The 21281-nt window shown below is 69.7% G+C and carries 17 protein-coding genes, 1 other RNA gene and 1 pseudogene; 10 read left to right on the forward strand and 9 right to left on the reverse strand.

Annotated elements, in window-relative coordinates:
- Window positions 1-32 precede the first annotated feature (32 nt).
- Complete coding sequence (locus AQ610_RS08335) at window positions 33-1991, reverse strand: sigma-54-dependent Fis family transcriptional regulator (protein ID WP_043282707.1); 1959 nt, start codon at window positions 1989-1991, stop codon at window positions 33-35.
- A gap of 417 nt (window positions 1992-2408) precedes the next feature.
- Here AQ610_RS08335 and AQ610_RS08340 point away from each other — a divergent pair, with 417 nt between their 5' ends.
- The 5 genes from AQ610_RS08340 to AQ610_RS08360 all read left to right on the forward strand — a co-directional run bounded on the left by AQ610_RS08340 (window position 2409) and on the right by AQ610_RS08360 (window position 7609).
- Window positions 2409-3488: an ATP-NAD kinase family protein gene (locus tag AQ610_RS08340; RefSeq protein ID WP_015601388.1), complete on the forward strand. Its 1080-nt coding sequence runs from the start codon at window positions 2409-2411 to the stop codon at window positions 3486-3488.
- Between the two features lie 41 nt (window positions 3489-3529).
- Window positions 3530-4318 carry an SDR family NAD(P)-dependent oxidoreductase gene (locus tag AQ610_RS08345; RefSeq protein ID WP_043282645.1) on the forward strand — a complete coding sequence of 263 codons (789 nt, stop codon included), beginning with the start codon at window positions 3530-3532 and terminating at the stop codon, window positions 4316-4318.
- Between the two features lie 133 nt (window positions 4319-4451).
- Window positions 4452-5435, forward strand: a complete 984-nt coding sequence (locus AQ610_RS08350; protein ID WP_006026991.1) for a thiamine pyrophosphate-dependent dehydrogenase E1 component subunit alpha — start codon at window positions 4452-4454, stop codon at window positions 5433-5435.
- Window positions 5436-5484: 49 nt separating this feature from the next.
- Window positions 5485-6489, forward strand: a complete 1005-nt coding sequence (locus AQ610_RS08355; RefSeq protein WP_009916694.1) for an alpha-ketoacid dehydrogenase subunit beta — start codon at window positions 5485-5487, stop codon at window positions 6487-6489.
- Between the two features lie 4 nt (window positions 6490-6493).
- Window positions 6494-7609, forward strand: a complete 1116-nt coding sequence (locus AQ610_RS08360) for an acetoin dehydrogenase dihydrolipoyllysine-residue acetyltransferase subunit (protein WP_043282644.1) — start codon at window positions 6494-6496, stop codon at window positions 7607-7609.
- Window positions 7610-7854: 245 nt separating this feature from the next.
- Here AQ610_RS08360 and AQ610_RS08365 read toward each other — a convergent pair.
- From AQ610_RS08365 to trxA, 8 genes and pseudogenes are all read right to left on the reverse strand, one after another.
- Window positions 7855-8481: pseudogene (locus AQ610_RS08365) on the reverse strand (MATE family efflux transporter); the annotation flags it as partial.
- Between the two features lie 3 nt (window positions 8482-8484).
- The gene (locus AQ610_RS08370) at window positions 8485-10233 is read right to left on the reverse strand and encodes an ArnT family glycosyltransferase (RefSeq protein WP_006026987.1); all 1749 of its coding nucleotides are present in this window, start codon (window positions 10231-10233) and stop codon (window positions 8485-8487) included.
- A gap of 225 nt (window positions 10234-10458) precedes the next feature.
- Window positions 10459-10722: a type B 50S ribosomal protein L31 gene (locus AQ610_RS08375; RefSeq protein ID WP_006026986.1), complete on the reverse strand. Its 264-nt coding sequence runs from the start codon at window positions 10720-10722 to the stop codon at window positions 10459-10461.
- Between the two features lie 133 nt (window positions 10723-10855).
- Complete coding sequence (locus tag AQ610_RS08380) at window positions 10856-11701, reverse strand: M90 family metallopeptidase (protein WP_006026985.1); 846 nt, start codon at window positions 11699-11701, stop codon at window positions 10856-10858.
- A gap of 41 nt (window positions 11702-11742) precedes the next feature.
- Entirely contained in the window at window positions 11743-13299 is a 1557-nt protein-coding gene (locus AQ610_RS08385) for an MFS transporter (RefSeq protein WP_006026984.1), read from the reverse strand.
- Window positions 13296-13823 (reverse strand): MerR family transcriptional regulator, encoded by a 528-nt coding sequence (locus tag AQ610_RS08390; RefSeq protein ID WP_006026983.1) that lies wholly within the window; start codon window positions 13821-13823, stop codon window positions 13296-13298. Before AQ610_RS08390 ends, AQ610_RS08385 begins: the two co-directional genes overlap by 4 nt.
- Before the next feature lie 139 nt (window positions 13824-13962).
- Window positions 13963-15225 (reverse strand): transcription termination factor Rho, encoded by a 1263-nt coding sequence (gene rho / locus AQ610_RS08395; protein WP_009890788.1) that lies wholly within the window; start codon window positions 15223-15225, stop codon window positions 13963-13965.
- A gap of 194 nt (window positions 15226-15419) precedes the next feature.
- A complete protein-coding gene (gene trxA, locus AQ610_RS08400; protein ID WP_006026981.1) occupies window positions 15420-15746 on the reverse strand; it encodes a thioredoxin TrxA in 327 nt (108 codons plus the stop codon).
- Window positions 15747-16151: 405 nt separating this feature from the next.
- Between trxA and ffs the strand changes: the two genes are divergently transcribed.
- The 5 genes from ffs (at window position 16152) to AQ610_RS08425 (ending at window position 21207) form a co-directional block, all read left to right on the forward strand.
- Window positions 16152-16250, forward strand: an RNA gene (gene ffs, locus AQ610_RS08405) — signal recognition particle sRNA small type.
- Window positions 16251-16395: 145 nt separating this feature from the next.
- Complete coding sequence (locus AQ610_RS08410) at window positions 16396-18891, forward strand: DNA polymerase III subunit gamma/tau (protein ID WP_006026980.1); 2496 nt, start codon at window positions 16396-16398, stop codon at window positions 18889-18891.
- A 93-nt stretch (window positions 18892-18984) separates the two neighbouring features.
- The gene (locus AQ610_RS08415) at window positions 18985-19311 is read left to right on the forward strand and encodes a YbaB/EbfC family nucleoid-associated protein (RefSeq protein ID WP_006026979.1); all 327 of its coding nucleotides are present in this window, start codon (window positions 18985-18987) and stop codon (window positions 19309-19311) included.
- Window positions 19312-19342: 31 nt separating this feature from the next.
- On the forward strand, window positions 19343-19945 hold the full coding sequence (gene recR, locus AQ610_RS08420; RefSeq protein WP_006026978.1) for a recombination mediator RecR: 603 nt from the start codon (window positions 19343-19345) through the stop codon (window positions 19943-19945).
- Between the two features lie 56 nt (window positions 19946-20001).
- The gene (locus AQ610_RS08425) at window positions 20002-21207 is read left to right on the forward strand and encodes a CaiB/BaiF CoA transferase family protein (RefSeq protein WP_006026977.1); all 1206 of its coding nucleotides are present in this window, start codon (window positions 20002-20004) and stop codon (window positions 21205-21207) included.
- Window positions 21208-21281: the final 74 nt, after the last annotated feature.

Raw genomic sequence — 21281 nt, forward strand, 5'->3', positions numbered from 1 at the left:
GCGTGCGGCGGCTTCGCGCGCGGGCGGCGCGCTCACACGCGATGCGGCGCGACGATGCGGTATTTCGCGATGCGCCGGTAGAGCGTCGCGCGCGAGATGCCGAGTGCGCGCGCAGCCGCGTCGGGCCGCCAGCGATGCGCGGTGAGCGCGGCGACGATGCGGCTGCGCTCGTCGGTTGCGCCGGTTGCGCTGGCCGCGCCGCCGTGCGCGGCGCGCGCGGCGTTCGCGGGCGCCGCGTCGCCCAGTTGCGCGGCGAGCCCAGCGGGCAGATGGCGCAGCTCGACGCGCGCCGAGTCGCACACCGCGCACGCATAGCGCAGCGCGTGGCGCAACTGGCGGATGTTGCCGGGCCACGCGAACGCGCGGAGCCGCTCGACGAGCGCGGCGTCGAGCGTCAGCACGTGGCCTGCCGCCTGCGCTTCCTCGCCGAACACCGCATCGACGATCTCGCGAATGTCCGCGCGCTCGCGCAGCGGCGGCAGCTCGAACACCGCGCCGCTCAGCCGGTAGTACAGATCTTCCCGAAAGCCGCCGTCGGCGACCATCCGTGCGAGATCGCGGTGCGTGGCGCAGATGACGTCGATGTCGACGCGTACCGGCGCGTCGCTGCCGAGCGGCACGACTTCGCGATCCGCGAGCACGCGCAGCAGGCGCGTCTGCAGCGCGAGCGGCATGTCGCCGATCTCGTCGAGGAACAGCGTGCCGCCGTCGGCGAGCGCGATCTTGCCGCGCGCGCCCTGGCGGCGCGCGCCGGTGAACGCGCCCGCCGCGTAGCCGAACAGCTCGCTTTCGATCAGCGCCTCGGGCAGCGCGCCGCAGTTGACGGCGACGAACGGCCGCGCGCGGCGCGCGCCCGCATCGTGCACCGCGCGCGCGAACACTTCCTTGCCCACGCCCGTCTCGCCGAGCACGAGAATCGGCAGCCGTCTGCTCGCGACGCGCAGCGCGATTTCCGCGTGGCGCGCGATGCGCGGGTCCGCGCTGCGCAGGAACGGCGTCAGCGCGCCGACGCTGCGCGCGGCGGCATCGGATGCGCGGTGCGCCGCGCGGCCCGCGTCGCGCGGCGCGCGCGCGAGCGGCGCGCGGATGCGCGCGTGCAGCGTCGCGCCGGTGGCGCGCAGCCGCAGCGCGACGACTGCATCGATGCGGCCCGCGTCGCGCAACGGCAGATCGACCGTGTCGAAGATCTCGTCGATGTGGCGCGGATGGGCGAGCTCGGGCAGCGCGTCGCGCGCCGGACGATTCGCGGCGACGACGTTGCCGCATTCGTCGAACGCGATCAGCCATTCCGGCTGCGCTTCGACGAAATGGCGGCTCGGATGCCCGAACAGCACCCAGTGCTGCGCGGTGCGATGCAGGAAGTAGCCGTTCTCGATCAGCGTCGCGCTCTGCCGCACGAGCTGGAAGACGAGCCGCTGGCTGTCGCGGTTGTCGGGCGACTGCACGGCGGACGCGTCGAGCACGCCGATCAGCTCGCCCGTCGGCGCGAAGATGGGCGCCGCGCTGCAGGTGAGCGTCGTGAACGCCGCGCGGAAATGATCGGTCTTGTGCACGGTGATCGGCGCGAGATCGGCGAGCACGTTCGCGACGCCGCACGTGCCTTCCTCGCTCTCGGACCAGCACGAGCCGATGTGCAGCCCCGCGTGGCGAAAGTCGCCGCGCCGCTCGCGGTCGATCCGGTAGTCGATCGTCACGCCGTGCGCATCCGTCAGCATCACGCAGTAGTCGGCGACGCGGATCATCTCGTGCAGCCGCGTCAGGCACTGGCCGGACGCGCGCAGGAACGCCTCCTCCCTGTCGCGCACTTCGCGCAATTCCGCCGCGGTCAGCACGCGCGGGCCGATCGTCGACGCGGGGTCGAGCCGGTAGCGCTCGAACGAGCGCTGCCAGGACGACGCGAGGCGCGGCGAATCGGCGGGCGCGGGCAGGCGGCCTTCGAGCGCGCCGCGCACGCGGTCCGCGTGCCGGGTCTGGGAAGCGGCGTAAGGCATGATCGGCTGACTCTTCGCGGCAGGGATGTCGACGTTTTGTAGCACATCCGGTTCGCGCGATCACCCTGCATTGCAGCACGGCAAACGGTTGAGACAATTGTCTCAGCGCGCGTCTCACGCGCGTGAGACGCGCGCCGATGCCCGCGCGGCGGGCCGCGCGCGGCAGTCGAGGCGAGGCGTCGCAGCGGTCGCAGGGACGTGGGGGCGAGACGCGTCGCACGAGTCGCCCCCGGCGCGCGCATCGCCGCGCATCGCCAGATCGGCCGCGAAGCCGCGCGCGGCGGCGCGCTCGCGCCGATCGTCAGGTCTGCTGCGCAATGTGGCATGCCGCTTGCAGAGATCACGGGCAAGCACGGTGCGTCCGCACCGCCGATGAAAAACAGTTCGCGCTTGACGCTGCGAACAGGAGACAAGCCCGTGACCTCGCCCGTTACCGTCGGCGTGATTGCGAACCCCGCGTCGGGGCGCGACATCCGTCGTCTCACGACGCACGCGTCGGTTTTTCCGACCGCCGAGAAGGCGAACATGGTCGTGCGCCTGTTCGCGGGCCTCGGCGCGCTCGGCGTCGAGCGCGTGCTCGCGCTGCGCGACAAGACGGGCATCGCGACGCTGATCCTGCGCGCGCTCGACACGCACGCGGCCGTCGAGCGGCGCACGCGCTGGCCCGCCGTCGAATTCGTCGATCTGCCGATCACCGACAGCGTCGCGGACACGCATGCGGGCGCCGCCTACATGCGCCGCGCCGAAGTCGCGCTGATCGCGGTGCTGGGCGGCGACGGCACGCATCGCGCGGTGGCCGCGCATTGCGGCGACACACCGCTGCTCACGCTGTCGACCGGCACGAACAACGCGTTTCCCGATCTGCGCGAGGCGACCGTCGCGGGGCTCGCGGGCGCGCTCGTCGCGACGGGCGCGGTGCCGCCCGACGTCGCGCTCGCGCGCAACAAGCGGCTCGTCGTGCGCTGCGTCGCGGGGCCGGACCGCGGCCGCGAGGAGATCGCGCTCGTCGACGTGTGCGCGGCGCGGCAGCGCTTCATCGGCGCGCGCGCGATCTCGGCGCCGGAGGACATCGACGCGCTGTACCTGACGTTCGCGCAGCCGCACGGCATCGGCCTGTCCGCGTTGGGCGGCGCGTGGGCGCCGATCGAGCGGCGCGCGCCGCACGGGCTCGCGATGCGCTTCGCGCGCCCCGGCGAGCGCGGCGGCACGCCGCTCGTCGCGCCGATCGCGCCCGGCCGGATCGAGCGCGTCGTGATGCGCGGCTGCGAGCGGCTCGACGCGAACGCGTGGACGCCGATCGAACTCGAGCAAGGCACGCTCGCGTTCGACGGCGAACGCGAAATCGAAGTCGCGCGCGGCGAGCGCTACGAGATCGCGCTCGACTGGCGCGGCCCGCTCACGGTCGACGTCGAGCGCACGCTGCGCCATGCGGCGTCGCATCGCGCGCTCGGCGACGCCTATCCCGGCGACGCATTTCCGTATCCCGCCGCCGACTGAGCGGCGCATCCACGATTCCAACCGAGAAGGAGACAAGAAGCATGACGACACCACTGGAAGGACAGGTCGCCGTGGTCACGGGCGGCGCGCGCGGCATCGGCCGCGGCATCGCGCTCGCGCTCGCCGCGGCCGGCGCGGACATCCTGCTCGCCGATCTGCTCGCCGATCTGCTCGCCGACGCGCTCGACGCCACCGCGCGCGACGTGCGCGCGCTCGGCCGGCGCGCGGCGGCGCTCGAGGTCGACGTGACGCAGCAGGCGCAGGTCGACGCGATGATCGCGCATGCGCTCGACGCGCTCGGCGGGCTCGACATCGTCGTCAACTGCGCGGGCGTGATCGGCATCCGGCCCGTCGCCGAGCTCACCGAGCGCGACTGGGATTTCGTGATGGACGTCAACGCGAAGGGCACGTTCCTCGGCTGCCGCGCGGCGCTGCCGCATCTGAAGGCGCAAGGACGCGGCCGGATCATCAACGTCGCGTCGATCGCGGGCAAGGAGGGCTTTGCGAATCTCGCGCACTACAGCGCACCGAAGTTCGCGGTCGTCGGCTTCACGAACGCGCTCGCGAAGGAGCTCGCGCGCGACGGCGTGACCGTCAACGCGATCTGCCCCGGCATCGTGCGCACGTACATGTGGGACCGGCTGTCCGACGAATGGAAGCAGGCGGGCGAGACGGTCGAGGAGTCGTGGCAGCGCCATCAATTGACGCTGATTCCGCAGGGCCGCGCGCAGACGCCCGAGGACATGGGCCGGCTCGCGGTGTTCTTCGCGACGATGGACAACGTGACCGGGCAGGCGGTGAACGTCGACGGCGGCTTCACGTTTCATTGAGCGCGTCGAGGCCCGCGCATTCGGCGCCGCTCGATTTTGCGACGGCGCGCCGCGACGGCGCGAGCCGTCGTCCCGCCGCCTCGCGGCACAGGCCGCGGCGCGGCTTCAACGATAACCCATCCAGGAGACAGACATGTCCGTTTCGAATCAGCTCGGCAGCGATCGGCTGCTGCACGCGTATCGCCTGATGCGCACGATTCGCGAATTCGAAGAGCGCCTGCACGTCGAGTTCGCGACGGGCGAGATACCCGGCTTCGTGCATCTGTATGCGGGCGAGGAGGCGTCCGCGGTTGGCGCGATGCTTCATCTGAACGACGTCGACTACGTCGCGACGACGCACCGCGGCCACGGCCACTGCATCGCGAAGGGCGTCGACGTGCACGGCATGATGGCCGAGATCTACGGCCGCAGGACGGGCGTGTGCCGCGGCAAGGGCGGCTCGATGCACATCGCCGATCTGGCGAAGGGGATGCTCGGCGCGAACGGGATCGTCGGCGCGGGCGGCCCGCTCGTCTGCGGCGCGGCGCTCGCCGCGAAGCTGCGCGGCACGGGCGGCGTCGGCGTGTGCTTCTTCGGCGACGGCGCGTCGAACCAGGGCGTCATCTTCGAATCGATGAATCTCGCGTCGGTGTGGCGGCTGCCCGCGATCTTCGTCGCGGAGAACAACGGCTACGCGGAGGCGACCGCATCGAGCTGGTCGGTCGCGACCGACAACATCGCCGATCGCGCGAACGGCTTCGGGATGCCCGGCGTGATCGTCGACGGCTTCGATTTCTTCGCGGTGCACGAGGCGCTCGGCGAGGCGGTCGAGCGCGCGCGCGGCGGCGGCGGGCCGACGCTCGTCGAAGTGAAGTTCTCGCGCTACTTCGGCCACTTCGAGGGCGACGCGCAGACCTATCGCGCGCCGGGCGAAGTGCAGAAGCTGCGCGACGAGAAGGATTGCCTGAAGCGCTTCGAGGAGCGCGTCGTGCGCGCGGAAGCGCTCGCGCGCGAGGATCTGCGCGCGGTCGACGCGGCGGTCGCGGAACTGATCGACGACGCGCTCGCGCAAGCGAAGGCCGCGCCGCTGCCCGACGCGGCCGATCTGCTCACGGACGTCTACGTGTCGTACCCGTGAACGCGCGATGCGCGGCGAGCCGACATCGAACAACACTCAGGAGACAGACATGGCACGGAAAATCAGCTATTCGCAGGCGATCAACGAAGCGCTCGCGCAGGAGATGGCGCGCGACGCGAGCGTGATCGTGATGGGCGAGGACAACGCGGGCGGCGCGGGCGCGCCGGGCGAGGACGACGCCTGGGGCGGCGTGCTCGGCGTGACGAAGGGGCTTTATCACAAGTTTCCGGGGCGCGTGCTCGACACGCCGCTGTCGGAGGGCGGCTTCATCGGCGCGGCGGTCGGCGCGGCCGCGTGCGGGATGCGGCCCGTCGCGGAACTGATGTTCATCGACTTCATGGGCGTGTGCTTCGACCAGATATTCAACCAGGCGGCGAAGTTCCGCTACATGTTCGGCGGCAAGGCGGTCACGCCCGTCGTGATTCGCACGATGATGGGCGCGGGGCTGCGCGCGGCCGCGCAGCATTCGCAGATGCTCACGTCGCTCTTCACGCACATTCCCGGCCTGAAGGTCGTGTGCCCGGCCACGCCGTACGACGCGAAGGGCCTGCTGATCCAGGCGATCCGCGACGACGATCCGGTGATCTTCTGCGAGCACAAGCTGCTGTACAGCCGCGACGGCGACGTGCCGGAGGAGTCCTACGCGATTCCGTTCGGCGAGGCGAGCGTCGTGCGCGACGGCGACGACGCGACGATCGTCACGTACGGGCGGATGGTGCACGTCGCGGCGCAGGCGGCGGACAAGCTCGCGAAGGACGGCGTGCACGCCGACGTGATCGATCTGCGCACGACGTCGCCGCTCGACGAGGAGACGATCCTCGAGAGCGCGGCGCGCACCGGGCGCGTCGTCGTCGTCGACGAGGCGAATCCGCGCTGCTCGATCGCGACCGACATCGCCGCGCTGATCGCGCAGCGCGCGTTCAGATCGCTGCAGGCGCCGATCGAGCTCGTCACCGCGCCGCACACGCCGGTGCCGTTCGCGAGCGTGCTCGAGGAGCTGTACATCCCGTCGTCCGATGCGATTGCGCAAGCCGTGCTGAAAACGAGGAGCTGACACGATGTCGATTCACATGATCACGATGCCCAAGTGGGGGCTATCGATGGAGCAGGGGCAGGTCAACGGCTGGCTGAAGGCGATCGGCGAGCGGGTCGCGAAAGGCGACGAGCTCGTCGACGTCGAGACCGACAAGATCTCGTCGGGCGTCGAATGCGCGTTCGACGGCACGCTGCGCCGGCAGCTCGCGCAGGCGGGCGAGACGCTGCCCGTCGGCGCGCTGCTCGGCGTCGTCGCGGCGCAGGACGCGAGCGACGCGGACATCGATGCGGCCGTCGCCGCGTTCCAGCGCGATTTCGTGCCGGACGCCGGCGCGGACGGCGACGCGGGACCGCAGCCGGAGAAGGCGCGGATCGGCGGGCGCACGCTGCGCTTCCTGCGGCTCGGCGACGGCGGCGGCACGCCCGCCGTGCTGATCCACGGCTTCGGCGGCGACCTGAACAACTGGCTCTTCAACCACGCGGCGCTCGCCGCGCGCCGGCCGGTGTGGGCGCTCGATCTGCCGGGGCACGGCGAGTCGGGCAAGGCGGTCGAGACGGGCGGGCTCGACGAGCTCGCGGACGCGGTGCTCGCGCTGCTCGATGCGCGCGGCGTCGAGCGCGCGCATCTCGTCGGCCATTCGATGGGCGGCGCGGTCGCGATGACGGCGGCCGAGCGCGCGCCCGCGCGCGTTGCGTCGCTCACGCTGATCGCGAGCGCGGGGCTCGGCAGCGAGATCGACCGCGACTACATCGACGGCTTCGTCGCCGCCACGAGCCGCAACACGCTGAGACCGCACCTGACGAAGCTCTTCGCCGACGGCTCGCTCGTCACGCGGCAGCTCGTCGAGGACCTCGTCCGGTACAAGCGGCTCGAGGGCGTCGACGCCGCGCTGCGCAAGATCGCCGGCGCGGCGTTCGACGGCGCCGCGCAGCGCCGCGTGTTCCGCGAGCGCATCGCGTCGCTCGCGCCGCGCACGCTCGTGATCTGGGGCGGGGCGGACCAGGTGATCCCCGCGCATCATGCGCGCGATTTGCCGGACGGCGTGCGCGCCGAGGTGCTGGCGGGGCGCGGCCACATGGTGCAGATGGAGGCGGCGGCCGACGTGAACCGCCTGGTCGACGCGTTCCTCGGAGACTGACGATGGCGCGTCGCGCCCGAACCGGCCGCCGCCGTCGAATCGACGGGCGCGGCGGCGGGCCGCGCGCGCGGTTCGACGCTCGAAAGACCGAAATCCGATGCCGGGAAGCCGAACGGGCGGCGACGGGAACGACGGGAACGACAGGAAGCCGGAGGGCGTGAGCGGGGGCGTTGCGGGCCGGACGAGCGAAGCGTGACGGGCGCGCATCCGACGCCCGCACGCAAGGCTTTCACGGCCGGCCGCGGCTACTGCGGCGCGCCGCCCGACTCCCGCTTCCCGACGCGTCGCAGATAGACCGCGAGCATCAGGCTCGCGGCGTTCGCGATCCAGAAGCCGCGCGCGCCCGTGAGCGACGCGGGCACCGCGCCGCCGACGTCGAACCCCAGCAGGTATCCGCCGCCGAGCCCGACGCCCCATAGCGCGACTGCATAGATCGCGGTCGGCACGATGGCGACCTTGTGCGCGCGCAGCACGAACGCGGTCGTGATCTGCAGCGCGTCGAAGAAGTGATAGAACGTGACGATCGCGACGAGCGGCATCGCGGCCGCGACGACGGCCGGGTTCGGCGTGTAGCCCGCCACGATCAGCGGCCGCAGCGCGAACACGACGACGCCGTACACGCACGCGAGCCCGCACGCGAGCGCGATGCCGTGCCGGCCGAGCGCGCGGGCCTCGTCGAAGCGCTTTGCGCCGAGCGTGCGCGCGACGAGCGTCGACGACGCGACGCCGATCGACAGCGGCGTCATGTACAGCACCGCGCCGACGTTGCCGGCGATCTGGTGGCCGCCGAGCGCCGGCATGCCGAGGCCGCCGAAAATGAACCAGACGTTGAGCGGCACCTTGACGACGATCCGGCGGATGTCGCCGAACATCGGTCAGCGGGCTTTGCGGGGCGCGCGGCGCTTGACTGGCGTCTTCGGGCGCTCGATCCGCTCGTACAGGCGGAAGCGCTCGTCGCGGTCGGCGACGCGGCGGCCTTCCCACACGAGACGCCACACGTATTGCGAGATCGAGCTCGGCTCGCCGAAGTCCGCGCGATCCTGGCGCAGGATCACGTCGCAGTCGTCGGTGAACGAGAAATGCATGTCGCCGAAATACGCGAACGTCGCGATCTGCGCGTCGCCGAGCCGCACGGGCGAGATGCATTCGTAGTCGGAGGGCAGGTGCGCGGCGATCTGCTGCGCGACGTCGCGATAGGTCCGGCTGTAATTGACGATCGGCAGCCACAGCGTCATCAGCAGCACCCACATCAGCGTCGTGCCGGCGCTCGACAGCACGACGCTGCGCCACAGCACCTTCGGCTGACGCGAGATGCGCCAGCGCACGAGCATCAGCCAGCATGCGGTCGCCGCGAGCGCGCAGACGAACGACAGCACCTTGAAGTGCGGCTCGTAGCCCGGCACGAGGCGCCCGAGGTTGCGCGCGAGCGGGTGCGGGAAGCCCGTCAGCGATGCGAGCCACACGAGCCACACGAACGTGCCGAGGATCGTGAAGCTCAGCACCGCGAACCAGTCGATCGCGTTGATCGCGCCGCGCTTGAGCGTCGGCAGCGCGAACGTCGCGACGACGGCGAGGGCGGGCAGCAGCAGCATGTACATCCGGTTCGTTTGCTGGCTCTGCAGGATCACGAGCACGAGGAGCGGCACGACGACCGACAGCGGAATCGCGATGTGCGGCCGGCGGCGCAGCCCCGCCCAACTGACCCACCCCCAGATCGCGAGCGGCCACGCGGGCCACGTGAAGAGCGGCAGGTTCTTGGCCGCGTACGCGAGCACCGTCGTCGGCGGGCCGGAGAAGCGCGTGAGGCTGCCGTGCAGCCATTGGTTGAAGAACCAGCTCGCGTCGTCGGGGAACGCGACGTGCGCGGCGAGCGGCCAGATCGCGAACACGGCGACGGCGAGCGGCAGCCCGATCGCCGGCACCTGAACGCAGCGGATCTCCGGCGTGACGAGATAGAGCGCGAGCGTGCCGACCGCGAGCGCGGCGACGAGCACCGGGTTGCCCGACAGCGCGACGAGGCCGAGCGCGAGGCCCCACCAGAGCGCGCCTTGCACCGGCTTGTCGATCGCGCGCACGAGCCCGTAGACGAACATCGCGATCCACGCGAACTGCGCGAGTTGCGGCGTCGTCTCGTGGCCGCGCTCGGCGAGGCCGAAGCACGCGAGCAGGATGAGGAGCGCGCCGTCGGCGAGCGTGCGCCCGTAGTCGCGCGGCTCGGGCTCGCCGCCGAACGCGTACTTGAACGGCTGGATCTCGGCGCGCCGGCCGAGCAGGTAGGCGGCGTACCAGACGAACGCGGACGCGACGCAGAACAGCACGCCCGTGTAGACGCGCGACGCGTTGCTCGCGTCGACCCACGGCAGCGCGCGGATCGCGAGGCTGCCGAGCCAGTAGCCGAGCGGCCCGTCGGACGTGACGAACTTGCCGACGAGATTCGGCAGCAGCCAGTCGTGCAGGCCGCCCTGGGCCATCGTCCACATCACGCCGAAGCCCGCCGCGTCCTCGTTCTTCCACGGATCGCGGCCGAACAGCCCGAACGCCGCATAGACGATGCAGAGCGTGAGCAGTAGCCAGCGCGGCAGCGCGCGGGTGGCGGAAGCGGTAAGGCGAACGACAGGCTTCATGCAGATGGGGGCAAGAGGATGAGCGGCATGCCGACGCGCGAGCGGCGGGCGGTTCGGGCATCCGGCATTGTAGACGCGCCGGGCGGCGCGCGTCAGCGAACCGGAAGGCCCGCGCGGCGCCCGGCGGCGACGCGGGATCGGCAGGGACAAAAAAAGGCAGCCCAGGCTGCCTTTTTTTGCGGGAACCGGCCCGGCGCGACGCCGGGTGCCGTGCGGGCGCGAAGCTTACTTCGCGGCCTTGCCGCTGGCGCGTGCGCCGAACTTGTTCTTGAACTTCTCGACACGGCCCGCGGTATCCATGATCTTTTGCTGGCCGGTGTAGAACGAGTGCGATTCCGACGACACTTCGACCTTCGCGAGCGGGTAGGTCTTGCCGTCGAGTTCGATGGTCTCGCGCGTCTGGATCGTCGAGCGCGTGATGAACTTGAAGCCGTTCGACATGTCTTGGAAGACGACTTCGCGATAATCCGGGTGAATGCCTTGTTTCATGGTTTTTCCTGTGTGAGAGCGGTAGCCAGCCCGCCGCTTGCGCATCGTGGCGCGAAAGCCCGGCGCGAGCCACTTGCCTAAGGTCGAAAGCTCGCGATTATGCCAGAAAATCAGACGCTTGGCGAATTTTTCGTCAGACGTGCGCGACGAGGCGCGAGAGACACCCCGTTTGCGCCGGGTCCTGCCGGTAGTAACGGGCGAGCAGCCGGTACAGCTCCGGAAATTCGGCCTCGAACGGGCGCGGCTTGACGAAGAGCGCCTCGCTGCAGACCGCGAAGAATTCCGACGGGTGGTCGGCCGCGTACGGATCGATCAGCGAGTCGCGCTCGAAGCGCGCCCACGCGTGGTCCGGCACCGCGTCGACGCGGTCGCAGAACTGATCGTAAGCATGGTCGAACACGTCGGCCCAGCGCTCGGCGTCGAGCTCCGGCGCATGCCAGCGGCGAAAAAGGGGCGGATGACCGTCGGCCCCGCCGCTCATCATGTCGATCTTGTGCGCGAATTCGTGGATCACGACGTTGTACGCGTCCGAGCCGTCCGACATCTGCACGTCCTCCCACGAGAGGATCACCGGCCCGCCTTCCCATGCTTCGCCGCTCGCGTCGTGCTCGACCTCGTGCACGACGCCGTCCTCGTCCTCGACCGTCTTGCGGATCACGAATTCGCCCGGGTAGACGACGATGCCGACCCAGCCGCGATACAGGTCGAGGCTGAGGTTCAGCACGGGCACGCACGCCTGCGCGGCGATGCCGACGACGATCGCGTCGGTGAGCTCGAGCCCGTGCGCGGTCGAGAACGACTTCTGCGCGAGAAAGAGGCTCGTCGTTTCGCGCAGCCGTGCGCGGTCTTCGCCGGACAGGTACGACAGGAACGGCAGGCGCTCGAGCGTCTCGCGCCACAGCGCGTCGGGAATCGGATGCGAGCGCAGTGCGCGATTGCGGCGGCGCGCGTCGAGCCATTGGTTGAGCTTGGAGAGCATCGAAGCGGAAAGGGCGTGAAGCGACAGGCGCTAAACGTACCTCAATCGATCTCTTTTTGCCAGGCGGCGAAGAGGCCGCCGCAGATCGCGACGCCCGCGAGGAAGTAGAAGCCGTCGAGCGACGCGAGGAACGACGCCTGTTGCGCGATCGTGCGGCTCACGGTGACGAGCGCGAGCGCATGCGCGTCGGAGAGCGCGTGGCCCGCGGCCGCAAAGCCGCGCGCGAGTGTGTCGACGGTCTGCTGGAACAGCGGATTGTAGACGTTCGCCTGCTCGACGAGCCGCGTCTCGTGCACGGCGAGCCGATGCCGCTCGACGATGATGACGGACGCGGTCGCGAACGAAATCGTCAGTTGCCGGACGATGTTCTTCAGCCGGTAGCCGTGCGAATACTCATCGATCGCGAACACGCGGAACGTCAGGTTCGCGACGGGCAGCACGATGAAGAGGAGCAGCAGCCCGCGCATCAGGAGCGGCGCGACGAGTGCCGCCTCGCCGGCATCGGGCGACATCCGCGTCATCCACAGCGCGGCGAACGCGGCGAGCGCGAAGCCGGGCACGATGATCCATTTCTTGTGCGTGAGGCGCTTCGCGTAGCGCAGATAGACGAAAAGCGCGCTCGCGGAGATCAGCGACATCGTGCCGACAAGCCGCCCCGAGTTCTCGACCGGATAGCCGAGCCCAGTTTCGAGAAAGCGGGAGATCAGATAGCTGTAGCCCGTCGTCTCGTAGTAATAGAACATGTAGAGCAGCAGGCCGACCTGGAACGTGCGCTCGCGAAACGCGTGCAGCCGCACGAGCGGCGCCGGATGATGCCACTGGTGATGGCCGAACCACGCAAGCGCCGCGAGGCCGCCGGCGGCGAGCAGCACGAGCTGCGGCGAGCCGGCGAAGAGCTGGAAGCGCACCTGCTGCATCACGATCTGCAGCGCGCCCTGCGCGAGCGCGAAGATCACATATGGCCAGAAGTGCGCGCCGCCGCGCTCGTCGGGCGGCGTGTGGCCGGAATCGGGCAGCGCGACGAACGCGAGCGCTGCGAACAGGATGCCCGTCGGCACCGTGCACGCGAACAGCGCGCGCCACGTGAAATGCGCGACGAGCAGGCCGCCCGCGATCGGCGCGAGCGCGCTGCCGAGCAGCAGCATGATGAGGAATGCGCGCGTCGCGGGCGGGCGATCCTTCGGCGCGAAGCTGACCTGGATCAGGATCCGGCACGCGCCCATCATCGGGCCGATGAAGTAGCCCTGGAAGCCGCGCGCGAACGCGAGTTGCAGCGACGTGTCGGCGAGCGCCGCGGCGGCCGCGCCGAGCGAGAACATCAGCATGCAGCCGGCGACGTAGCGCCGGTGCCCGAGCCGGTCGACCCACCATTGCTGCTGCAGGATGCCGAGCACGGCCGTCACCGCGTACGCGCTCGACGCCCACACGAGCTCGTCCGGCGACGCGTTGATGCCGCCCGCGATATAGCTTGCGAAGAACGAGAACGTCGCGTTGTCGAAGTAGTCGAGGCCGGTGACGATCGCGAGCACCCACGGAAAGAAATCGCCGCGCAGATTGGCGGCGTTCCATAGCGGCGGCCGGCCAGGCGTCGCGTTCATGCGCCGGGCCCGCCGGTCTTGCGGATCTCGCGGGTCTTGCGGGTCTTGCCGCCGCGCGCGGCGGCGCGGCGCTGCGCGATCAGCTCGTCGGGGTTTTCGCCGGCGAGCCGGCGCTCGACGTAGTCGATATCGTGCTGCAACTCCTTCTTCAGCGCGCGCACTTCCTTCAGTTCGCGCTGCGCGGCGGCGATGCGCGCATCGAGCGTCGCGATCTGCTGCGACAGATCCGCGTGGATATCGCGCAGCGACGCGTCCGAATAGCGCCGCCGTCCGTCGCCCGCCGGCTCGAGCGGGCGCTTGAGCATCTCGGTGATGCCGTGCAGCGAGAACCCGATCGCGCGCAGCCGCAGGATGCGCTCGAAGCGCTCGAGGTCCGCGGCGTCGTACAGCCGATAGCGGCCTTCGCTGCGCGACGGCGTGACGAGCCCGCGCTCCTCGTAGTACTTGAGCGTGCGCGGCGTCACGCCGAGCCGCTCGGCGGCGTCGCGCACGGTCAGAAGCAGGGTGGGCGGGGCGTCGCTCATGGCGCGGAATTCTCCGGATGACGAAGGATCGATGTCCGCGATTATAGATCAACGTGTACGTTCACGTACAAGTTTGCCGATAAAAAAACCGCCCGGGGAATCGGGCGGTTTTTCGCGCTGCGGGGCGTGCGGCCGGGAATCAGCCGCCGCGGCGCATCAGATCGAAGAACTCGGCGTTGTTCTTCGTCTGGCGGATCTTGTCGAGCAGGAATTCCATCGCCTCGACTTCGTCCATGTCATGGATGAACTTGCGCAGCACCCAGATCTTCTGAAGGATCTCGGGCTTGATCAGCATTTCCTCGCGGCGCGTGCCCGACTTGTTCAGGTTGATCGACGGATACACGCGCTTTTCCGCGAGACGGCGCTCGAGGTGCACCTCCATGTTGCCCGTGCCCTTGAACTCTTCGTAGATCACGTCGTCCATGCGGCTGCCGGTTTCGATCAGCGCGGTGCCGATGATCGTGAGCGAGCCGCCTTCCTCGATGTTGCGCGCCGCGCCGAAGAAGCGCTTCGGGCGCTGCAGCGCGTTCGCGTCGACGCCGCCCGTCAGCACCTTGCCCGACGCCGGGATCACGGTGTTGTACGCGCGCGCGAGGCGGGTGATCGAATCGAGCAGGATCACGACGTCGTGCTTCATCTCGACGAGGCGCTTGGCCTTTTCGATCACCATTTCGGCGACCTGCACGTGGCGCGTGGCCGGTTCGTCGAACGTCGACGCGATCACTTCGCCCGCCACCGAGCGCTGCATTTCGGTCACTTCTTCGGGGCGCTCGTCGATCAGCAGCACGAACAGGATCACGTCCGGGTGGTTCTGCTTGATCGCGTGCGCGATGTGCTGGAGCATCACGGTCTTGCCGGACTTCGGCGACGCGACGAGCAGGCCGCGCTGGCCCTTGCCGATCGGCGCGATCATGTCGATGATGCGGCCCGTCACGTTCTCCTCGCCGCGCATCTCGCGCTCGAGCCACAGCGGCTTGTTCGGGTGCAGCGGCGTGAGGTTCTCGAACATGATCTTGTGTTTCGAGGCCTCGGGCGGCTGCCCGTTGACTTTGTCGACCTTCACGAGCGCGAAGTAGCGCTCGCCGTCCTTCGGCGTGCGGACTTCGCCTTCGATCGTGTCGCCGGTGTGCAGGTTGAAGCGGCGGATCTGCGACGGGCTGATATAGATGTCATCCGTGCTCGCGAGGTACGACATTTCAGGCGAGCGCAGGAAGCCGAAGCCGTCGGGCAGCACTTCGAGCGTGCCGTCGCCGAAGATCGTTTCTCCCGTCTTGGCGCGCTTTTTGAGAATGGCGAACATCAACTCCTGCTTGCGCAGGCGGTTCGCGTTTTCGATCTCGAGGCCATTGGCCATTTCGATCAATTCGGAGACGTGCAGAGACTTGAGCTCGGATAAATGCATACGGAGATCCCGCCAGGGAGGAGATGCGACGAAAGATATAGGGAGGAGGGCGAGCGGAAGCGCTCAGAGACTTAAATGCGTCTTATCGACGTTTTTGATTCTAGCATAGGCCGATTCGGGCTTGAGCGACCGATCGGCGGATTTAACGGCGCACGTGTTGCCGGCTGACAACACGTGCGCCGCGGCGCATCTATTTAGAGATGGCTGTCCAGGAACGCGGTGAGCTGCGACTTTGAAAGCGCGCCGACCTTCTGCGCGGCGACCGCGCCGTTCTTGAAGAGGATCAGCGTCGGGATGCCGCGCACACCGAACTTCGCGGGCGTCGCCTGGTGGTCGTCGACGTTGATCTTCGCGATCTGCAGCCTGTCGCCGTAGTCCTTCGCGACTTCGTCGAGGATCGGGGCGATCATCTTGCACGGACCGCACCACTCGGCCCAGAAGTCCAGCAGGACCGGCTTGTCGGACTTGACGACGTCCTGCTCGAACGATGCGTCGCTGATGTGTTTGATCTGTTCGCTCATTGGGTCAATACCTCTTTCGGTTCGGGGACTGCCTGCGCCGGCCGCCCATGGGCCTTGCCGGTCGCCGGGGCAGGAAGCTCCGCTCTTGCGAAAAGAAGGGCGTGAGCGCTGCGTACCGCGGCTCGCGGGTCATTCGGGCGTCATATTAGCCTAAATCGCTATCCGCTGTTGATGGCGATAGTAGTCGTCATGCGAACAGGGATGTGATGCGGTTTCGGGCTTGCCGCCCGAGTGTGTCCCGCGTGTGTGTCAAATGGGAGCGGCGTCGTGAATTGCAAGGGGCGGGCGATGCGCGGCGCCGGCGCGCGCGGATGGGCGGAATCGGGCGCGCGACGCCGCGCGATTTGTCGTCTCGTATGCGAATAACGGTCGCGCGGCGCGCCAAGCGATGCTAGAATGCGCCGTGACGGGCCTCCTCGCATGGTGGGGCGGTCAACCTGGTCAGGTCGGGAACGAAGCAGCCACAGCCGTTTTCCGCCAGTGCCGAGGGTCGGGCTCGTCACCTTCCACTTGCTTCACCCGCATTCCGCTGCTCGCGTTCTTCCGTTTTCTCACCCTTTTTCTTCGCTTCCCTGATCGGCTCGATATGCGCGTGCTTCGCGGCATTCAACCTGTCGGCGCGGCGCAGCGTTGCTGATACAATTTCCCGATGACCTATCAAGTTCTCGCACGCAAGTGGCGTCCGAAGGATTTCGCTTCGCTCGTCGGCCAGGAGCACGTCGTCAGGGCGCTCACGCACGCGCTCGACGGCGGGCGTTTGCATCACGCCTATTTATTCACGGGCACGCGCGGCGTCGGCAAGACGACGCTGTCGCGCATCTTCGCGAAGGCGCTCAATTGCGAGACGGGCGTCACGTCGCAGCCGTGCGGCGTGTGCCGCGCGTGTCGCGAGATCGATGAAGGGCGCTTCGTCGACTACGTCGAAATGGACGCGGCGAGCAATCGCGGCGTCGACGAAATGGCCGCGCTGCTCGAGCGCGCGGTGTACGCGCCCGTCGATGCGCGCTTCAAGGTCTACATGATCGACGAAGTGCACATGCTGACGAACCACGCGTTCAACGCGATGCTGAAAACGCTCGAAGAGCCGCCGCCGCACGTCAAGTTCATCCTCGCGACGACCGACCCGCAAAAGATTCCCGTCACCGTGCTGTCGCGCTGCCTGCAGTTCAATCTGAAGCAGATGCCGGCCGGGCACATCGTGTCGCACCTCGAGCGGATTCTCGGCGAGGAGCGGATCGCGTTCGAGCCGCAGGCGCTGCGTCTTCTCGCGCGCGCGGCGCAGGGCAGCATGCGCGATGCGCTGTCGCTGACCGATCAGGCGATCGCGTATTCGGCGAACGAAGTGACCGAAACCGCTGTATCCGGCATGCTCGGCACGCTCGACCAGACCTACATGGTGCGGCTACTCGACGCGCTCGCCGCCGCCGACGGTCCGCAGATTCTCGCCGTCGCCGACGAGATGGCGCTGCGCAGCCTGTCGTTCTCGGCCGCGCTGCAGGATCTCGCGAGCCTGCTGCACCGGATCGCGTGGGCGCAGTTCGCACCCGCGTCGGTGCTCGACGAATGGCCGGAAGCGGCCGATCTGCGCCGCTTCTCCGAGCTGCTGAGCCCGGAGCAGGTGCAGCTCTATTATCAGATCGCGACGCTCGGGCGCGGCGAGCTCGGCCTCGCGCCCGACGAATACGCGGGCTTCACGATGACGCTGCTGCGAATGCTGGCGTTCGAGCCGGCGACGACGGGCGGCGGCGCGACGGGCGGCGGGTTGCCCGCTCAGGCGGCCGGCGCCGCGCCGAAGTCGGGCGCGCGCGCGACTGCTGCCGTCGGCGCGGCGGCGCCCGCAGTTGCTGCGGCGGCGCAAACGCCAAGGGCGGCCGGCGCGCGTGCGGCAACGCGCGCCGAGACGCCGTCGCCCGCGCAAGCGGCGCCGGCGACGGCCGAGCGGGGCGGAGACGCGTCCGCGAACGCGCGCGTGCCGGCCGACGCACGCCCCGGCGAGCACGAGCGCGACGCGCGGCCGCATGCCGGCGCGCCGCGCGCCGACTTGAGCGCATCATCGGGCACGCAGTCGGACGCTGCGTCCGAATCCGCGCCGCGCGCGGCCGAGTCGTCCGAATCGACGCCCGCTGCCGTGTCCGCAGCGCCCGCCGTACCCGAGTCGGCCACGCCGGTCGCCGCGTCATCGACTGAGGCAGCGACCGAGGCCTCGACTGAGGAAGTCGCCGCGGCGCCCGCGCCCGTCGCGGCCGAATCCCGAGCGCCGGCACCCGCATCCGCTGCCGGCGCACCCGCGCCGCGCGCGACTGGCGCGGCCGCCGCGCTCGACGTGCTGCGCAATGCGGGCATGCGCGTGTCGTCCGATCGTGGCCGCGGCGCAGACGCCGCGCGCCCGGCCGCGCCGGCCACGGCGTCCGCCGCGAAGTCCGCGCCGCGCGTGCAGGTGCCCGTGCCGACGCCGCGCGCCCGCGCGTCGGCCGGCGATGCGCCGCCGGACGGCACCGCGCGCGCCGAAGCGAGATCCGGGTCTCGCAACGCGCCGCCGCCGTGGGAGGACATACCGCCCGACGATTACGTGCCGTTGTCGATGGACGACGGGTTCATCCCGCCCGACGACGGTTTCGTCCCGGTGTTCGACGGCGGCCCCGACGACGTCCGCGTCGCGCCGAAGCCGGCACCCGCGCCGCCCGTCGACGCGCGTCCGCTGCCGGAGCCGATTCCGCTCGACGCAATCGGCTACGACGGCGAATGGCCGACGCTCGCGGCGAGCCTGCCGCTCAAGGGCGTTGCTTACCAGCTCGCGTTCAACAGCGAACTGACGTCGGCCGGCGGCGGCGCGCTCAAGCTTGCCGTGCCGGTGCCGCAATACGCGGACGCCGCGCAGGTCGCGAAGCTGAAGGCGGCGCTTGCGGATGCGCTCGGCAAGCCGGTCGACGTCACGGTCGAGGTCGGGCCGGCGCGCCGCACCGCGGCGGCGATCGCTGCCGCCGAGCGCGCGAAGCGGCAGCGCGAGGCCGAGCAGGAGATGAGCGCCGATCCGTTCGTCCAGCAGTTGCTGCGCGAATTCGGCGCGAGCATCGTCGAAGGCTCGATTCGGCCCGTCGGCCCGGAAACGGGCGCCGCGGACGGCGCCGCGCCGACGCTGCATTGACGCGAGCCGGGCGCCGCGCGCGTCCGGTTTCCCTATTCACGCGCGGGCGCTAAGATCGCGCCCGTTCGCAATCGATTACGAAGGAGCAAGTCCATGATGAAAGGCCAACTCGCCGGGCTGATGAAGCAGGCCCAGCAGATGCAGGAAAACATGAAGAAGATGCAGGAGCAACTGGCCCTCATCGAAGTGGAAGGCCAGTCGGGCGCGGGGCTCGTCAAGGTGACGATGACCTGCCGCAACGAGGTGCGCCGCGTGTCGATCGATCCGAGCTTGCTCGCCGACGACAAGGACATGCTCGAGGACCTCGTCGCCGCGGCGTTCAACGACGCCGTGCGCAAGGCCGAGGCGACGTCGCAGGAGAAGATGAGCGGGATGACGGCGGGCCTGCCGCTGCCGCCCGGCTTCAAGCTGCCGTTCTGACGATGAACCGTCCGGCCGACGCCGCAAGCGCATGAGCATCAAGCCGCCGTCCGCGCTGTCCGAGCTCGTCGAGGCGCTGCGCGCGCTGCCGGGCGTCGGGCCGAAATCCGCGCAGCGCATCGCGTACCACCTGATGCAGCACGATCGGGAGGGGGCCGAGCGCCTCGGGCGGTCGCTGCTGTTCGCGACCGAGCATCTGCGGCATTGCGAGAAGTGCAACACGTTCACGCAAGCGCCGATCTGCGAGGTCTGCAGCGATCCCGAGCGCGATCCGGCGCTGCTCTGCGTCGTCGAGACGCCCGCCGACCAGATCATGCTCGAGCAGACGATGACCTATCGCGGGCTGTACTTCGTGCTGATGGGGCGCCTGAGCCCGCTCGACGGCATCGGGCCGAAGGAGATCCATTTCGACCGGCTCGTGCGCCGCGCGTCCGACGGCGTCGTGAAGGAGGTCGTGCTCGCGACGAACTTCACGAACGAAGGCGAGGCGACCGCGCACTATCTCGGCCAGACGCTGAAGGCACGTGGCCTTGCCGTCACGCGGCTCGCGCGCGGCGTGCCGGTGGGCGGCGAGCTCGAATACGTCGACGCCGGCACGATCGCCCGCGCGATGCTCGATCGGCGCACGCTCTAGCCGGCCGCGCGGCCCGCTGGCGCCGCGCGTTTCGTTCAACGATCCAAGGAAGCGACATGAGCGCAACCCCCGGCCCGCTCGCGGGCGTCAAGGTGCTCGAACTCGGCACGCTGATCGCCGGCCCGTTCGCCGCGCGCCTGCTCGCCGAGTTCGGCGCGCAAGTCATCAAGATCGAAGATCCGAACGGCGGCGATCCGCTGCGCAAGTGGCGCAAGCTGTATCCGGAGGCGGGCGGCACGTCGCTGTGGTGGGCGGTGCAGGCGCGCAACAAGAAATCGGTGACGATCAACCTGAAGTCCGACGAGGGCAAGGAGATCGTGCGCCGCTTGGCGCGCGACGCCGACATCGTCGTCGAGAACTTCCGCCCCGGCTTGCTCGAGAAACTCGGCCTCGGCTACGACGTGCTGTCGGCCGGCAATCCGGGCCTCGTGATGGTGCGCCTGTCCGGCTACGGGCAGACGGGCCCGTACCGCGACCGTCCCGGCTTCGGCGCGATCGCCGAATCGATGGGCGGGCTGCGCCACATCACGGGCTACCCCGAGCTGCCGCCGCCGCGCATCGGCATTTCGATCGGCGATTCGATCGCGGCGCTGCACGGCGTGATCGGCGCGCTGATGGCGCTGCATCATCGCAACGTGAACGGCGGCGCGGGACAGGTTGTCGACGTCGCGCTGTACGAGGCCGTCTTCAACATGATGGAAAGCGTCGTGCCCGAGTACGGCGTCTACGGGCTCGTGCGCGAGCGCACGGGCGCGTCGCTGCCGGGCATCGTGCCGTCGAACACGTATCCGTGCCGCGATGGCAGCGTCGTGATCGGCGGCAACAGCGATCCGATCTTCAAGCGCCTGATGAAGGCGATCGGGCGCGACGATCTCGCCGACGACCCGGCGCTCGCGCACAACGACGGCCGTGTGCCGCGCACGCAGGAGATCGACGCGGCGCTCGCCGAATGGCTCGCCGGGCGCACGATCGACGACGCGCTCGCGGTGCTGAACGCGGCTGACGTGCCGGCGTCGCGCATCTACAGCGTCGCCGACATGTTCGCCGATCCTCAATTCGTCGCGCGCCAGATGATCCAGCGTTTCAAACTCGCCGACGGCGCGGAGATCCCGCTGCCGAGCGTGACGCCGAAGCTGTCCGACACGCCGGGCGAAACGCGCTGGCTCGGCCCGGCGCTCGGCGAGCATACGGACGAGGTGCTCGGCGCGCTCGGCTACGACGCGCAGGCGATCGCCGCGCTGCGCGAGAAGCGCGCGATCTGAGCGCCGAGGGCCGCGCGGCGTGCGTTTGCGCGCCGTCGCGCGCGGCGCGCCGCGCGGCCCTGGCTGTCGCTCTC

It is taken from the genome of Burkholderia humptydooensis (assembly GCF_001513745.1).
In the GTDB taxonomy this organism is placed as follows: domain Bacteria; phylum Pseudomonadota; class Gammaproteobacteria; order Burkholderiales; family Burkholderiaceae; genus Burkholderia; species Burkholderia humptydooensis.

Excerpts from the sequence above, each read along its gene's own strand:
- AQ610_RS08335 (WP_043282707.1), bottom strand. The coding sequence starts at position 1,991 with ATGCCTTACGCCGCTTCCCAGACCCGGCACGCGGACCGCGTGCGCGGC.
- AQ610_RS08345 (WP_043282645.1), top strand. The coding sequence starts at position 3,530 with ATGACGACACCACTGGAAGGACAGGTCGCCGTGGTCACGGGCGGCGCG.
- AQ610_RS08350 (WP_006026991.1), top strand. The coding sequence starts at position 4,452 with ATGTCCGTTTCGAATCAGCTCGGCAGCGATCGGCTGCTGCACGCGTAT.
- AQ610_RS08355 (WP_009916694.1), top strand. The coding sequence starts at position 5,485 with ATGGCACGGAAAATCAGCTATTCGCAGGCGATCAACGAAGCGCTCGCG.
- AQ610_RS08360 (WP_043282644.1), top strand. The coding sequence starts at position 6,494 with ATGTCGATTCACATGATCACGATGCCCAAGTGGGGGCTATCGATGGAG.
- AQ610_RS08370 (WP_006026987.1), bottom strand. The coding sequence starts at position 10,233 with ATGAAGCCTGTCGTTCGCCTTACCGCTTCCGCCACCCGCGCGCTGCCG.
- AQ610_RS08375 (WP_006026986.1), bottom strand. The coding sequence starts at position 10,722 with ATGAAACAAGGCATTCACCCGGATTATCGCGAAGTCGTCTTCCAAGAC.
- AQ610_RS08380 (WP_006026985.1), bottom strand. The coding sequence starts at position 11,701 with ATGCTCTCCAAGCTCAACCAATGGCTCGACGCGCGCCGCCGCAATCGC.
- AQ610_RS08385 (WP_006026984.1), bottom strand. The coding sequence starts at position 13,299 with ATGAACGCGACGCCTGGCCGGCCGCCGCTATGGAACGCCGCCAATCTG.
- AQ610_RS08390 (WP_006026983.1), bottom strand. The coding sequence starts at position 13,823 with ATGAGCGACGCCCCGCCCACCCTGCTTCTGACCGTGCGCGACGCCGCC.
- rho (WP_009890788.1), bottom strand. The coding sequence starts at position 15,225 with ATGCATTTATCCGAGCTCAAGTCTCTGCACGTCTCCGAATTGATCGAA.
- trxA (WP_006026981.1), bottom strand. The coding sequence starts at position 15,746 with ATGAGCGAACAGATCAAACACATCAGCGACGCATCGTTCGAGCAGGAC.
- AQ610_RS08410 (WP_006026980.1), top strand. The coding sequence starts at position 16,396 with ATGACCTATCAAGTTCTCGCACGCAAGTGGCGTCCGAAGGATTTCGCT.
- AQ610_RS08415 (WP_006026979.1), top strand. The coding sequence starts at position 18,985 with ATGATGAAAGGCCAACTCGCCGGGCTGATGAAGCAGGCCCAGCAGATG.
- recR (WP_006026978.1), top strand. The coding sequence starts at position 19,343 with ATGAGCATCAAGCCGCCGTCCGCGCTGTCCGAGCTCGTCGAGGCGCTG.
- AQ610_RS08425 (WP_006026977.1), top strand. The coding sequence starts at position 20,002 with ATGAGCGCAACCCCCGGCCCGCTCGCGGGCGTCAAGGTGCTCGAACTC.